At 59.7% G+C, this 12,315-nt stretch carries 15 protein-coding genes; 4 read left to right on the top strand and 11 right to left on the bottom strand.

Annotated elements, in window-relative coordinates; translation table 11 throughout:
- Positions 1-130: 130 nt before the first annotated feature.
- From BQ8794_RS34225 to BQ8794_RS34215, 3 genes are all read right to left on the bottom strand, one after another.
- On the bottom strand, positions 131-538 hold the full coding sequence (locus tag BQ8794_RS34225; RefSeq protein WP_077384127.1) for a nuclear transport factor 2 family protein: 408 nt from the start codon (positions 536-538) through the stop codon (positions 131-133).
- Positions 539-955: 417 nt separating this feature from the next.
- Positions 956-1,612 (bottom strand): uracil-DNA glycosylase family protein, encoded by a 657-nt coding sequence (locus BQ8794_RS34220; protein WP_077384126.1) that lies wholly within the window; start codon positions 1,610-1,612, stop codon positions 956-958.
- 494 nt (positions 1,613-2,106) lie between these two features.
- Complete coding sequence (locus tag BQ8794_RS34215) at positions 2,107-2,373, bottom strand: BrnA antitoxin family protein (RefSeq protein WP_077384125.1); 267 nt, start codon at positions 2,371-2,373, stop codon at positions 2,107-2,109.
- A gap of 142 nt (positions 2,374-2,515) precedes the next feature.
- On the opposite strand from BQ8794_RS34215, the gene BQ8794_RS34210 reads away from it, so the two are divergent.
- A complete protein-coding gene (locus tag BQ8794_RS34210; RefSeq protein ID WP_077384172.1) occupies positions 2,516-2,884 on the top strand; it encodes a hypothetical protein in 369 nt (122 codons plus the stop codon).
- A 66-nt stretch (positions 2,885-2,950) separates the two neighbouring features.
- Here BQ8794_RS34210 and BQ8794_RS34205 read toward each other — a convergent pair whose 3' ends face one another.
- The 8 genes from BQ8794_RS34205 to BQ8794_RS34165 all read right to left on the bottom strand — a co-directional run bounded on the left by BQ8794_RS34205 (position 2,951) and on the right by BQ8794_RS34165 (position 8,847).
- Positions 2,951-3,235 carry a copper-binding protein gene (locus BQ8794_RS34205; RefSeq protein ID WP_077384124.1) on the bottom strand — a complete coding sequence of 95 codons (285 nt, stop codon included), beginning with the start codon at positions 3,233-3,235 and terminating at the stop codon, positions 2,951-2,953.
- Positions 3,236-3,261: 26 nt separating this feature from the next.
- Positions 3,262-3,750: a cupredoxin domain-containing protein gene (locus BQ8794_RS34200; protein WP_077384123.1), complete on the bottom strand. Its 489-nt coding sequence runs from the start codon at positions 3,748-3,750 to the stop codon at positions 3,262-3,264.
- A gap of 43 nt (positions 3,751-3,793) precedes the next feature.
- Entirely contained in the window at positions 3,794-5,152 is a 1,359-nt protein-coding gene (locus tag BQ8794_RS34195; RefSeq protein ID WP_077384171.1) for a multicopper oxidase family protein, read from the bottom strand.
- Positions 5,153-5,168: 16 nt separating this feature from the next.
- Positions 5,169-6,626, bottom strand: coding sequence for a TolC family protein (locus tag BQ8794_RS34190; RefSeq protein ID WP_077384122.1), 1,458 nt, complete (start codon positions 6,624-6,626; stop codon positions 5,169-5,171).
- Positions 6,623-6,856, bottom strand: coding sequence for a hypothetical protein (locus BQ8794_RS34185; RefSeq protein ID WP_077384121.1), 234 nt, complete (start codon positions 6,854-6,856; stop codon positions 6,623-6,625). Before BQ8794_RS34185 ends, BQ8794_RS34190 begins: the two co-directional genes overlap by 4 nt.
- 88 nt (positions 6,857-6,944) lie before the next feature.
- Positions 6,945-7,355: a hypothetical protein gene (locus BQ8794_RS34180; RefSeq protein WP_077384120.1), complete on the bottom strand. Its 411-nt coding sequence runs from the start codon at positions 7,353-7,355 to the stop codon at positions 6,945-6,947.
- A gap of 112 nt (positions 7,356-7,467) precedes the next feature.
- Positions 7,468-7,905, bottom strand: coding sequence for a YqaA family protein (locus tag BQ8794_RS34175; protein ID WP_077384119.1), 438 nt, complete (start codon positions 7,903-7,905; stop codon positions 7,468-7,470).
- A gap of 207 nt (positions 7,906-8,112) precedes the next feature.
- On the bottom strand, positions 8,113-8,847 hold the full coding sequence (locus BQ8794_RS34165) for a hypothetical protein (RefSeq protein ID WP_077384118.1): 735 nt from the start codon (positions 8,845-8,847) through the stop codon (positions 8,113-8,115).
- 343 nt (positions 8,848-9,190) lie between these two features.
- Between BQ8794_RS34165 and BQ8794_RS34160 the strand changes: the two genes are divergently transcribed.
- The 3 genes from BQ8794_RS34160 to BQ8794_RS34150 all read left to right on the top strand — a co-directional run bounded on the left by BQ8794_RS34160 (position 9,191) and on the right by BQ8794_RS34150 (position 12,213).
- The gene (locus BQ8794_RS34160) at positions 9,191-9,784 is read left to right on the top strand and encodes a DUF4188 domain-containing protein (protein WP_210189885.1); all 594 of its coding nucleotides are present in this window, start codon (positions 9,191-9,193) and stop codon (positions 9,782-9,784) included.
- Complete coding sequence (gene gntF, locus BQ8794_RS34155; RefSeq protein ID WP_210189884.1) at positions 9,777-11,081, top strand: guanitoxin biosynthesis pre-guanitoxin forming N-methyltransferase GntF; 1,305 nt, start codon at positions 9,777-9,779, stop codon at positions 11,079-11,081. Before BQ8794_RS34160 ends, gntF begins: the two co-directional genes overlap by 8 nt.
- Before the next feature lie 412 nt (positions 11,082-11,493).
- Complete coding sequence (locus tag BQ8794_RS34150) at positions 11,494-12,213, top strand: FadR/GntR family transcriptional regulator (RefSeq protein WP_143744832.1); 720 nt, start codon at positions 11,494-11,496, stop codon at positions 12,211-12,213.
- Positions 12,214-12,315: the final 102 nt, after the last annotated feature.

The following is a 12,315-nucleotide window of genomic DNA, read 5'->3' as shown; positions in this document are numbered from 1 at the left end:
GCGCGAGCGGCTTCGTCCTTGGATGGGAAGCGGTCGTTGGTCTCGTCCCAACGAGCAAGTAGCGCCCCTAAACTGACTCTCCCGGCCGGACCCGGGGCGATTCGCGTGCCGGTCCGGGTCGCCTACGAGGCTAGGCCCAGAACGTGTCCCAGGCGTAGAGGTCGTAGAAGTGCTCTCGGCCATCCATCACCTTGCCGTTCCTGATGTCGAAGACGATGCAACAGAGCACATCCAGCCGTTTGCCGTTGCGCTCCCCGGTATTGCGATGGACGCCCACCGCGCGTCCGTCCTCGCTCTCCATCACATGCAAAAGGTTGGCCTTGAAAGTCCCGTGGGTTTCGCCGCCATAACGGCCGAACTGGCCAAAGGTCGCCTCGCGGCCTTCGTAGTCCCCGGCGATCGGACTCTTCCCCGGAGTATGCCAGATGCAGGACTCGTCGATGATTTGCGTGAGCGTGTCCATGTCTCCCGAGTTGAACGCGGCATAACCGCGCCGAACGAGCTCGGAGTTCTGATTTCTTAGCGTCGCGTCTGCCATAACTTCCTCCTGTTGCTGACCCGACCCTGCTTGGTCGCGTGAGAGCCTGAAGGGCGTCGACCCAACTCATATCAGCAACATACACCCGGCACGGTGCGCGCGCACGAGGAAGCTTGCCTTTGCTCTTCTCCGCAGGAAGGGCAGCTACGGGTCGACTCCGGCCAGTGGCTGAAGGTCAGCTAATGAGGCGCGCTGCGAATGACCGGTAGTGGCGCGACTACGATGTCGAGGATGGTCGCCGGCAACGTCTGCTTATCGGGCAACAGCAAAGATCACCTCAACGGCCGACATGGGGCGCGTTGCTGCCATTCGCAAAGCCGAGAATGAAGGTCTCGAACGGGTCAAAAAGGCGACCTTAGGCGGCGGATGAGCCATGCTGACATGGTGGGCAATTAAACGGCGCGCGATGGTCGCGGCTCAAAAAGGGCTGCAACTACGGCCGATACCCAGCTTCTTCATATCGGCCCAGAAGAGGTGGTGGCGATTCCGTCTTGGATGGGCCACCTGCCTCACAGGTACTCCCATTCGGCCAAGCGCCTTTGCTGATACACTGCCAATCGCGATAATGCGCTTCGGCCTGAACGTGTCGAGGACCAGTGTCAGAGACTCGCGGCAAAGTTCGTGGTGCTCGCGAGTCGTTTCTGCATTTCTGATTTGACCGTTCCGCAGTTTGAACGGGTGCAGCATGACGACGTTCCACAAAAGCGGCATCGGCCTTGGGAAGATTTCCCAGATAGCTAAAGAGGTTCGGCTTGCGCCGCTTTCTGGATCCCGTGTCGGTACGGCAAAGGAGTTCGGCAAGCCCAGCATCTCGGCCATTTCTTTCAAGTTGCCTTGATGGGTGAAAGGCACGCCCGACCAGCGCGCGCCATAACGCGAAGGCGCCTCAGCTATCCACAAGTCAGCAGGTTGACGCTCGATGAAACTCCGAACATAGAGCCCGAGATTGTGCCGGCGCAATTTCGGCGCATCCGCATCCTCGCAGGCGGCTTCATAGCTTTCGTAGTGATTGAATAGGCCGGACCCAGAAGGTATCTGCCGGATCGCTTCAACAATTACCTCTGCAGCGTCCATGGGTACCCTTTCAGTCTACACTCCGTGGAACCTGCCGACTGCAGTGGGCCAAAAGCGCAGACATTCACCTGGCGGGGCGACGTTTGCCGATGTCGTGCTACATTGATCCAAATATTCCGCTGTGGAACTTACGGTCCACTGAGTGTCGGATGTCGTTGGGCCGACCCGTCCAGAGGCAGGCTTTCAAGACCTGCCTCTGGACGGGAAGCGGTAAGGGCAGGGTTCGGCGCGACTTCTAGTTGAAGAAAGTTCGACGCTTGGCATCCCGTCTCTTCCGACGAATGCAGGATCGACTGCCCAACCCGTTTGGAGAGTCACCGCTATATAATCGCGCGATCGGAGCCATTGCTGGCGTACTTGGGGTAGCTTTGGCCGACGCCGCCAAGTGGTGACCCAGCAATCATCGCGAGCTTTCGAGATTGTCTCTGAGGCATGGCCAGCAGAACATATTCAATTTGGCTCGCCGCCAGCTCCGCCCGGCGGCTCTGCGATGCTCAGGTGATGTCGTCCGGACGGTCGTCCTCGGCGGCGATCCGCTTCTCGACCATGGCCCGCAAAGCGTCGTTGATACGGTCCTGCCAGCCCGGTCCGTCGCCCTGGAAATAATCCAGGACAGCTCGATCAATCCTGATTGAAACAAGCTCTCTGACATTTGGAGCAGCTGCGGTTTCGCGAGCCGGTGCGGCCGGCTTCTTGGCAGGCTTGAATGCGGCTTCGGCGGCAGCCATTGGATTTGTCGGTCGGCGCGGAGGATTTGCCATCGATGGTCCTGACTCGAGATAACGAAAGGGAGGAGACACACACGAAGTACGCATCTGAATGCCTCGGGCCACTGCCCGGAACAGTGATTCGAATATCGATGCGAGAGATGATAGCCTCGTCTTGGATCCTCGGGAGGAGGAGATGCGCGCCATTGCATTTTTTGCCGGCGTGTTGGTGGCTACGCCCTCGATGCCGGCAGAGCGACTGATCTTTTATACTGCCAATTTTCCAGATGCCACCTCGGTCCAGCTCAGCATCCTGAACAATAGCGTCTCGCGAGATGGAGACTATGACTTTGACGTCGCTATTGGCTTGGTCGAGACGGACGCGAGCGGCGCTGTCAGATATGAAGATACCGGCAAGCATCGTGCACGCGTTCGCTGCAATTATCCGGCGTATGTAAGCGTGGGCGCGCGAAGATATCCTATAGAGATGCCTCTAAGCCGTTCCGCACCTGACGATTGGAAAGAGAATCTCTGGATAACATTCTGCGCGGCCCCCTCGTCGTGACGCGCGTTTTTGCCTGATCGGACGGCGGCCGCGGGTTGATTTGCAACCCGCGGCGCTGGTCGTGGATCACTTGATGTCGGTGACCGTGATGCGTCCGTTGACGCGGTCGGCAGTGAACTCGATCGGCTGACCCGTTTTGACTTTATCGAGCATGCTCTGCTCCGCAACGACGAACACCATCGTCATTGCTGGCATGTCGAGATTGGTCAGCGGCTCATGCTTGATCGTCACCTTCTTCTGTTTGGCGTCAACCTTGATGACTTCGCCCTTCACGTATTCCTGCGCAAGCGCGCTCCCGCCGATGGCGAGCATGAGCGCGAGCGTCGAGAGTGCCTTTACCAATAGTTTCATGGCTGCTTCCTTTGCGGTTTTGAAGGTTAGTGGGCGACGGTGATGTCGCCCTTCATGCCGGAATCGTAGTGACCCGGGATCAGGCAGGCGAAGCCGAATTCGCCGGCGTTAGCGAACGTCCAGATGATCTCGCCTCTGGCGCCGGGCGCCAGCCGGATCGAATTGGGATCCGCGTGCTCCATCTCGGGGAATTTCTCCATCAGCGCCTTGTGCTCCATGATCCCGTCATGGACGTCCATGACGAATTCGTGGTCGACTTGGCCCTTGTTGACGAACTCCAGGCGAACGGTCTCGCCCTTCTTCACCTTGAGCACGGCCGGTTGGAACAACATCTTCCCGTCGTCTTTCTCCGACATCGAGATGTTGACAGTCCGCTTTGCCTGCTTGGCCTCACCAGGGCTGCCGATCGGCATTGTGGCGACTTTGTCGCCATGGCCTCCGGCATGCGTTCCACCGGCTAGAGCTGCTCCCGAACTGACCGCCATCAAAACGACCGCTACGATTATATGTTTCATGCTGCACTTTCTCTCATTGTTGATGTTGAAGGGTTTCGGTTTCTCATCCCTGTTTGCCGTGACCGCCGTGCGCTGCCGGGGCCATTGTTTTTGCGTCGCCTGATTTCGTCGGAGCGGGGACATCTCCCTTCCACTCGTAAGCTACGGTTCCCTCCGAGTGCTGGTACCAGCCCGGATCGGCGTAATTGTTCGAAGCCAGGCCCTCGCGAACCTTCACCACCGAGAACATCCCGCCCATCTCGATGGCGCCGAATTGGCCCCAGCCGGTCATCATCGGGATCGTGTTGTCGGGAAGCGGCATCTCCATCTCGCCCATGTCGGCCATGCCGCGGTCACCCATGGCCATGTATTCGGGCTGGACCCGGCGGATTTTGTCGGTGACTTTTGAGTTGTCGACGCCGATGTACGTGGGCACGTCGTGGCCCATGGCGTTCATTGTGTGATGCGACTTATGGCAATGAATTGCCCAGTCGCCCTCATATTTGGCTTCGAACTCATATGCCCGCATGGCGCCAACGGGGATGTCGATCGACACCTCCGGCCACCGCGCCTCCGGACGTACCCAGCCGCCGTCCGTGCAGGTCACCTCGAAATCGTAGCCATGCATGTGGATCGGATGGTTGGTCATCGTCAGGTTGCCGACGCGCACCCGCACCCGGTCGTTCTTCGCCACTGGAAGGTGGCTGATCCCCGGAAAGACGCGACTGTTCCAGGCCCAGAGGTTGAAGTCCGTCATCTCCATGATGCGCGGGACGTACGACCCCGGTTCGATGTCGAAGGCGTTCAGCAGGAACACGAAATCGCGGTCCACGCGCATGAATTTCGGGTCTTTGGGATGAATGACGAAGAAGCCCATCATGCCCATCGCCATCTGGACCATTTCGTCGGCGTGCGGATGATACATGAATGTGCCGCTCTTCACGAGGTCGAACTCGTAGACGAAGGTCTTGCCGGGCGGGATTCCGGGCTGGGTAAGGCCGGTCACGCCATCCATGCCGTTTGGCAGGATCATGCCGTGCCAGTGGATGGTGGTGTGCTCCGGCAACTTGTTGGTCACGAAGATGCGGACACGGTCGCCTTCGACCGCCTCGATAGTCGGGCCTGGCGATTGACCGTTGTAGCCCCACAGATATGCGATCGAGCCGGGCGCCAGTTCCCGCTCGACCGGCTCGGCGACAAGATGAAATTCCTTCACGCCGTTGTTCATGCGATGCGGAAGGGTCCAGCCGTTGAGAGTCACCACCGGCTGGTAGTCGGGCCCGCTCGTCGGGAAGATCGGCGGCTGCATATCCGGGGACTCCATGACGGCCGCATCCGGCAAGCCCATCGCCGAGGTTTTGGTCCATGCCGTAGCTCCGGCGAGGAGGGCTCCGGCACCCAGCAACTGGCGTCTTGAAAGCATTTTCTTCTCCTTCGGTTCAGTGGCCTTCGGCGCCCGCTTCGGCTGCGGCCGGTGCTTCGCCGCTTTCGGGCGAACTCCCGCCGCCACCATGAATGGCGGTTCCGAGATTGACGTCGGCCAGCCAGAAATTGCGCTTGGCGTTGAGGGAAAGCATGATCGCGCTGATTTTCGCGCGGGTGTCCGCCAGAAGCTCGAACGTATTGGTGATCATGCCGTTGTAAGTCAGGAGCGCTTCGGCCTCGATTTTTGTGCGGAGCGGCACGACACTGTTCCGATAGTGCCGGGCAATGTCGTAGGTCGATCGGTAGGCGTCATAGGCGGATCTCGCCTCGGATCGGATGTTGACCGCCTTTTCCGCCATCCGGTTTGCCGCTTGCGTGTAAGCAAGCTCGGCCTTGCGCATGCGCGCTTTCCCGGTATCGAAAATCGGGATGACGAATTCGACTTCCAGGATGGGCGCAGTGCTCGTCTCGGTTCCGCCTTCTTCCGACTCCTCGCGTTCCACTTCCACGCCGGTAAGAAGGTCAAGATCGCTGACGTAGCGTGTCGCCTCGGTCAGACCGTAGGATTTCGCCAGCGCCTCCAGCTCAAGCTTTGCAATCTCAAGGTCGACGCGATTTCTTAGCGCTTCGGCCTCGATCGCGCGCTTGGCCCTGGCGCCTTTCGGCAAAGCTGGAAGCGCGTTCGGGACGGAATAATCAACGTCCGGCCCCCAAAGGCCCATGAGCCGGGTGAGCCCTTCCTTGGCGGTCCGGGCGGCGAGACGCGACTCCGCCGCCTGGCCGACGATCTCGGCGTAGAAGACATGCTCGCGGGCCTGGCCGGTCTTTGTGAACGCGCCAGTCTCGCCAAGTTTTTGAGCGAGTTCGGAAGCAGCGTCTGCGGCAGCCTGCGCCTGATTCAAATAGGAAACGCTCTCCCATGCCGACACAGCGTTGATCCAGGCCCGCCGCGTATCGGCGGCGAGCCGTAGCGTTTCCTCGGCGGCGCGGAGCTGGGCCTGACGGAAGCGCGCATCCGCGACTGCGACGCGCCGCTTACGCGTCGCCAGCGCAAGGATATTGCTGACCACCGCCCCTTCGATCGTTTTCATTGGATCGACACCAATCATGCCGACCGAGATCGTCGGATTGACGAGCATGCTTTCCTGCCAGACATCGGCCGCCGACAGGCCGATCTCGGCGTAGGCGGCCTGCAGGCCCTTATTGTTGAGCAGGGCGACCTGCACCGCCACGTCCGGACCGATCGTCTTCCTCTGGACGAGGCTTTTCACGCGCTCTGAGACCCCCCTCGCCTCCTCGCTGGACTGCATCCACACCGTTTTCTTGCCGGTGACGGATTCGGCGCGCGCCGCGACTGTCGTGAAGCCGGCCATGGGGTCGGAAATGCCGTAGGAGCCCCCGCTGGTCGCGCATCCGGCAGCGATCAGCGGGATGGCTACGACCGTAGCCATGGTCAGGAACCGCCGCTTCATGATCCGGCTCCCTGCTTTGCTGGAGCGCGCTCTTCATTGAGACGCCGCCAGTTCTGCGGATCGACCGGTTCCCGGTGGTGATAGTCGGCAATAACCGGGTGGTAGTGCGCATCACGGATGCCCATCACGGGGTCGGCCGGATTGAAGTCCGGAAGAATGTCCGGCGGTGTGGTTGCTGCACATCCGGCAACGAACAGCGATGCGAGCATCGCGGAGCTTGCGATTTTCATTGTAGACCTGAAGCATGACGTATGCGTTTGGCCGCGCGGGAACGGATTCCCGACGCTGCGCGCGAACGCCCGAAGAGGGCGCGTCAGTTCAGATGTGTTTGGGGGGCCTTATGAGCGCTGTGTATTCGCCAAGCGGCAAAGTGACGGCAACGACGGGCGCAAAGCAGCGGGAAACAACGCGCTCCAGGTCAGGACAATCGACAGGCACGGCATGGACCGGCGCGCAATGGACTTCGCAGCTTTTCTCGCTGGAATTCTTGGTGCCGTGATCGTGCTCTGACGTGTGCACGTCGTCGGCAACGGCGCCGTGGTCGTGGCCACCCATCGCGTGGGAGTGGTCTTCGGCAGGGAGATTCATCCCCGCGTCGCTGTGAAAACCAGTAGCGTTAGCAGTGGCGAACAGGCCAGGCTGAAGAGCCGACATGACCAGGAACACCACCGCCAGCACTGCTCGGAGCGGTATGTTTCCTAAGATCGAGATTCGACCAACATTCGTCATCGTGCCCTTGGGACAATTGTTCGCGTGGTTTGTCAAGTTCGCGTTTGTAAAGTTTGTTGCAATGCAACCAAAAGTGAACGCAGCTGCCTGCTGCGATGTCTTACATTCGATTTTAAATCAGGCCCAGCACCGCTCCGGCGATAACCACATAACGCGAAACTTTCGCGACGGCGACGATTACGACAAAGCTCCATAGCGGCTCGCGCAAAACCCCAGCGACCACGGTCAATGGATCGCCGACGATCGGCATCCAGCTTAACAAGAGCGACCATCTTCCATAGCGGTGATACCAGTTCGTGGCGCGGTTGAGCGTCGCGGGACGCAGCGGAAACCAGGGCCTGTCCCGGAAGCGTTCGAGCCCTCGACCAAGAACCCAGTTCACCGCCGAGCCGAGGATGTTGCCTATGCTGGCGACAACAACCAGCATTGTGGGCGAGTAAGAACCGGCAGCGAGGAGCCCCGCAAGGGCGGCCTCCGACTGCGCCGGAAGGATGGTCGCCGCGGCGAAGGCAATAGCAAACAGGCCGCCGTAGATAGCAAGGATATCCATCTACGTTTCGCCTTGCGGAGCGGGCTTCACGGTCTCACATCGATCACGACCATCAGTCCGCCAGCGCCCTTCTCTTCGACAATGTTGTTGGTCGTATGATGCCCGATATGGCAGTGGATTTTCCGGGCCGACGTGCCTGCCAGACGACATCGTAGCGTTGCCCTGGTCGGCTGCGGCAGGGATCGACTCATTTGAGCGGCTCGATTTTCAATCGGCGCGAGGTCTGGTCGCGCCGCGCCACAGCATCCGCCCAGACCGCCGCAGCGCCGCAGAAACGGGTTCCGACGGGTCGCTCGGGTGGTTCACGGTCAAACACTGGTTGAGCCATATACCCTCGATCAGGCTTGCGGCCGCGCTCGCCAGATCCAGAACGGTCATCCCCTCCCCCACCGCCAAGTCAAAATGATCGAGAGCGTCAGCGAAGACGTCCTTGAGTTGAGCTACCCATTGACGGTATTCTGCAAGACCCGTTCGGGATATCTCCTCGCTCCATAGCCCATATGGTACGGTGCTCAGCCATAGCGCCCACAAGAAAGCATAGTTTACGGTTGGCTCCGCACCGTGCTGCGGACCGCGGTCCGACTGGCCGGAAAAGAACGCGTCAACCCATTTGTCAGGAGTGTCGAAGTCATCCGGCGATGGATACTCGATCTTCTCGATCCAGGCGATCGCACTGAGCGCCAACGCCATCGTCTCCGTCTGATAGGCGGCCTGGCTGCCAAACAGATTGGTAACAGCGCCGCGCGTCTTGCCATCGTGCGCGGCGGCCGCACTGGCATCAAGTCGCGCAAATGGGCCGATCGCGATCGCGCGATCGTCCAGCTTTGCGGAATCGTCCTGAATTTGCTTCAGAACGACGAGTTCACCGATTTCGACGTATCGTTTGCGCGCATCTGCCTTTGACAGCGGTGAGCGTCCGTTGATCACTTCCACGGTTTCCATTCTTGCCTCTTTGATACGTGCGTACGGTACGTTTCCTTAACTTGACAGGCGGAACCTTGGCAAGTATAGTCGTAGATACATACCGTACGTATTAATTACGCATGCGCGGAATCTCGGCAATGGCCGTGGGCGGCAGCAAGCAATGCAACTCCCTTTAAGGAGGTCGACATGTCTTTCTTCAACGATTTTGCGAATGCGCTGGAAAGTTGTCCTGCTGACAGCGTGACCTCACCATCACCGACCTTGCACACCACACTGGCACGGGCGGCTCGGTCAATGTCAACGAGGTATGGAAGATCAATGTCGAGACCGAGGTCATGTCAACATGACTGGGTCGAACTTCATGTCCACGGTCTGGACGACACCACGATCAGCACCACGGGCCGGCTGGGCCGTTCCTACCTGGCTTCCTGCCATTCGGCTCGCTGAATCCGAAAACCTGAATGAAATCAGCATGGCGGTCATCCCCCAACATGTCGCGGCCATCATAGAGGGCGACTTCGTCTTTCTCATTGGCATGCGGATCAACAAATGGTGGAAGCCACACAAATGGCTGCCGCCGCTGCGAGCAATGCGGCCGATGCTCGAGGAACTGTCGGTCGACCCGGCGAGCGGCTTACTTGGCTTCCACTACTTCGGTAAACTCACCTTCGTTCAATACTGGCGATCCTTTGACCATCTGGAGACTTACGCACGCGCACGGGATCGCCAGCATTGGAAGGATTGGACAAAGTTCAATCGCGCCATGAAGAACTCTCGGGGCAATGTAGGGATCTGGCACGATACGTATCTGATCAAGGCCGGGCAGTACGAGGCGATTTACTCGGGCGGGCCACGTCAGGGGCTGGCCAGCGCCGGACGGCTGGTGGAAGCCAAGGGATCGTGGGAGACGGCGCGCAATTGCATCGTCGGCGCCGGCAGCTCCGCCGGTGGCTGATCTCGCCGAAACGTTCCGCTCGGCCACACGGATCAAGAAGTGGTCGGCGACGATCGTCGCGAACGCGGTTTCGACCTACGCGCTCGACACGGTCGCCACTGCTGCGGGGGTGTTGCTCGTAGCGTCCGGCCAGCTTTCCGGCATAGGCATCCACGCCGCCGCCATCGTGCTGGGCGCCTCATACGTACTTTGGGCGTGCGGGCTTTCGTCCAGCCTGGCTGCGAACTGGCGGCTGCTGGAAATGACAGGAACCAGCAGCAGTATTCTATCCAAGTTGGCCTATGATCTCACAGGACGCAGAACCATGCGCGTCGGCATTCGCCGGTTTCTGAGCGCAGCAGGATACGTCGTCTTCGAACTTGCCAAGGAAACGCCCTACTACATCGGCGCTTTCGGTCTCGCCCTCGCCAGCGACGCTGTCTCCGGAGAGGAGGCACTGGTTTTCCTAGCCGGCGCCAATGCCGGTGCGGCGGCTTATGAATACGGGCTCGGCTGGTCGACCCGCGTGCTTCTTCAAAAGGCGGTATCCTACACGTCCTTCGAAAATGCATGGTCCCCAGCGGAATACCTCGCCGACTATTACAGCGCCGTCGAAGTCGACGAGCAACATACGATCGCCTTTTTTGCTGAGGCCGCGCAACGGATACCAGCCGGTGAATCGGTGCTCGTTTTCGGTGTCGGTCCGACGCTTCACCACGTCTTCCCGATTACGACACAGGTCTCCGAAATTCATCTCGGGGACTATCTTCGATGCAATCTCGACGAAATCTCCCGCTGGGTCGAACAAGACGAAGGTGCGCACGACTGGAAGCCTTTCGTCAGCTACACTCTTCAATGCGAGGGCATGGCGGACCCCACCTGGGAAGATATTCTTCATCGTGAACGCCTTACGCGCGCCAGGATCACGACCCTGCTGGAGGTCGATATTCGTAACGATAGGCCGCTGGCGGATGCGCAACGGCTCTATACGACCGTTCTGAGCGCCTACTGCGCAGATTCGGCCACGGCCGATCTCGAAGAGTGGCAACTCTACATGAGGCGGATCATTGAATTGGTGCGGCCTGGCGGGACGCTTCTTGTTGCCGCTCTCGGCAAGACGCACAGCTACCTCGTGGGCGGCAGGGCGTTCCCAAGCCCCATGCTCGGCGCGGCCGACATGGAAAGGATGCTACGGAACTGTTTTCCGGAAGGGGCATTGACGATCAGAACTGTGCATGTGCCGGAATGCGCTCAACACGGCTATTCAAGCATCATTCTCGCGGCCGGCCATCGTCGAAGACCAACCAGCGACAAATGATGCGGCTTGCTCGTCGACCGGCGCGCAAGTCCGCTCTGGACGTCTCCGCAATTTCCGGAGAGGGCGGCGGGTGGAGACTGTCACTATTAAGCGAGCTGTAGTCGTCCTTTTTAGGTCGCGAAGGTCCTTACAATATCCGTCTATCGGCTTCGTATTCTCGGCTTGATCTCCCTTGACGTTGTTTAGCGGGAAACTAACGCTATGCCCTCTTCCAGCTTCTGGAAGATCAAGAGTTGCCGTCCAGCCATGGCCGATCCGTCGTTTCCAAGAAAGTCACGGAGAATGGGTTCCACGGGCGTTCTCTGCTGCTTGACTTTCAGCCTTTTTCGCGGCAGGTTTCGATCAATAGGTCAGACCAATTTACCGATCCGGGATCGGCCAGATGATTCCGTTGAAGTAGAACTGGGTAACAATGCCGATCCAGGCCGTTGAACCGCGTCGACTTTACCGACAGATCGCCGATCAGCTCAGGCAGCTGATCGACGCGGGCGAGTTCGCAGTCGGCGATCGGCTGCCGACCGAGCGCGAACTGGCCGATCAGCTTGGCATCTCCCGCCCGACCGTCCGTGAAGCGCTGATCGCGCTCGAGGTCGAGGGGCGCATACGCATTCGCGTTGGCTCGGGCATCTACGTCACCGAACCGCCGCGTGCCGAAATTTTGACGGCAGAGATGGATGAAGGCCCGTTCGAGCTGTTGCGGGCACGCGAGTTCATCGAAGGGGCGATCGCCGCCGAAGCCGCCCTCCATGCTCGGCCAATCGACATCGAGCATATGGACGACGTGCTGCGCCGCATGGAGGATATACCTCGCCCGACCAGGATGACGATCGCGCTCGACCGCGAGTTCCATACGATGGTGGCGGGCATTCTCGGAAACGCCGTCCTGGTGCGCTGCATCGGCGAGCTCTTCGACCAGCGCATGAACCCATATTTCGAACGCCTGTCGAGCTATTTCGAGAACAGGGAGTCCTGGCGGGCCGCCGCGGAGGAGCATCGCGCGGTGCGCGACGCGATCGCGGCACGCGACCCTGAACGGGCCAAAGCCGCGATGCAGGAACATCTGCGTCAGTCGCAACTGAGATTCTCACGCAATTTCGGTGAGAAATCCGCGGCCAGGGAGGTCGCGGAATAGAGCATCTGACCCAAAAGTGGGAACCGGTTTTGGGAAAAACCAATGCTCAACTAAAAGGTCTAGCAGCCGACCGGGAGGAGATCCGGTCGGAGCAGTCAAATC

It is taken from the genome of Mesorhizobium prunaredense (genome assembly GCF_900156895.1).
Lineage (GTDB): Bacteria > Pseudomonadota > Alphaproteobacteria > Rhizobiales > Rhizobiaceae > Mesorhizobium > Mesorhizobium prunaredense.
Note: the sequence above shows the minus strand (reverse complement) of the source record. Positions and strands in the feature narration are given on the sequence as shown.

Bases quoted from the DNA above. Each gene is read 5' to 3' on its own strand.
- BQ8794_RS34225 (WP_077384127.1), bottom strand. From the start codon at position 538: ATGGCAGACGCGACGCTAAGAAATCAGAACTCCGAGCTCGTTCGGCGC.
- BQ8794_RS34220 (WP_077384126.1), bottom strand. From the start codon at position 1,612: ATGGACGCTGCAGAGGTAATTGTTGAAGCGATCCGGCAGATACCTTCT.
- BQ8794_RS34215 (WP_077384125.1), bottom strand. From the start codon at position 2,373: ATGGCAAATCCTCCGCGCCGACCGACAAATCCAATGGCTGCCGCCGAA.
- BQ8794_RS34210 (WP_077384172.1), top strand. From the start codon at position 2,516: ATGCGCGCCATTGCATTTTTTGCCGGCGTGTTGGTGGCTACGCCCTCG.
- BQ8794_RS34205 (WP_077384124.1), bottom strand. From the start codon at position 3,235: ATGAAACTATTGGTAAAGGCACTCTCGACGCTCGCGCTCATGCTCGCC.
- BQ8794_RS34200 (WP_077384123.1), bottom strand. From the start codon at position 3,750: ATGAAACATATAATCGTAGCGGTCGTTTTGATGGCGGTCAGTTCGGGA.
- BQ8794_RS34195 (WP_077384171.1), bottom strand. From the start codon at position 5,152: ATGCTTTCAAGACGCCAGTTGCTGGGTGCCGGAGCCCTCCTCGCCGGA.
- BQ8794_RS34190 (WP_077384122.1), bottom strand. From the start codon at position 6,626: ATGAAGCGGCGGTTCCTGACCATGGCTACGGTCGTAGCCATCCCGCTG.
- BQ8794_RS34185 (WP_077384121.1), bottom strand. From the start codon at position 6,856: ATGAAAATCGCAAGCTCCGCGATGCTCGCATCGCTGTTCGTTGCCGGA.
- BQ8794_RS34180 (WP_077384120.1), bottom strand. From the start codon at position 7,355: ATGACGAATGTTGGTCGAATCTCGATCTTAGGAAACATACCGCTCCGA.
- BQ8794_RS34175 (WP_077384119.1), bottom strand. From the start codon at position 7,905: ATGGATATCCTTGCTATCTACGGCGGCCTGTTTGCTATTGCCTTCGCC.
- BQ8794_RS34165 (WP_077384118.1), bottom strand. From the start codon at position 8,847: ATGGAAACCGTGGAAGTGATCAACGGACGCTCACCGCTGTCAAAGGCA.
- BQ8794_RS34160 (WP_210189885.1), top strand. From the start codon at position 9,191: ATGTCCACGGTCTGGACGACACCACGATCAGCACCACGGGCCGGCTGG.
- BQ8794_RS34150 (WP_143744832.1), top strand. From the start codon at position 11,494: ATGCCGATCCAGGCCGTTGAACCGCGTCGACTTTACCGACAGATCGCC.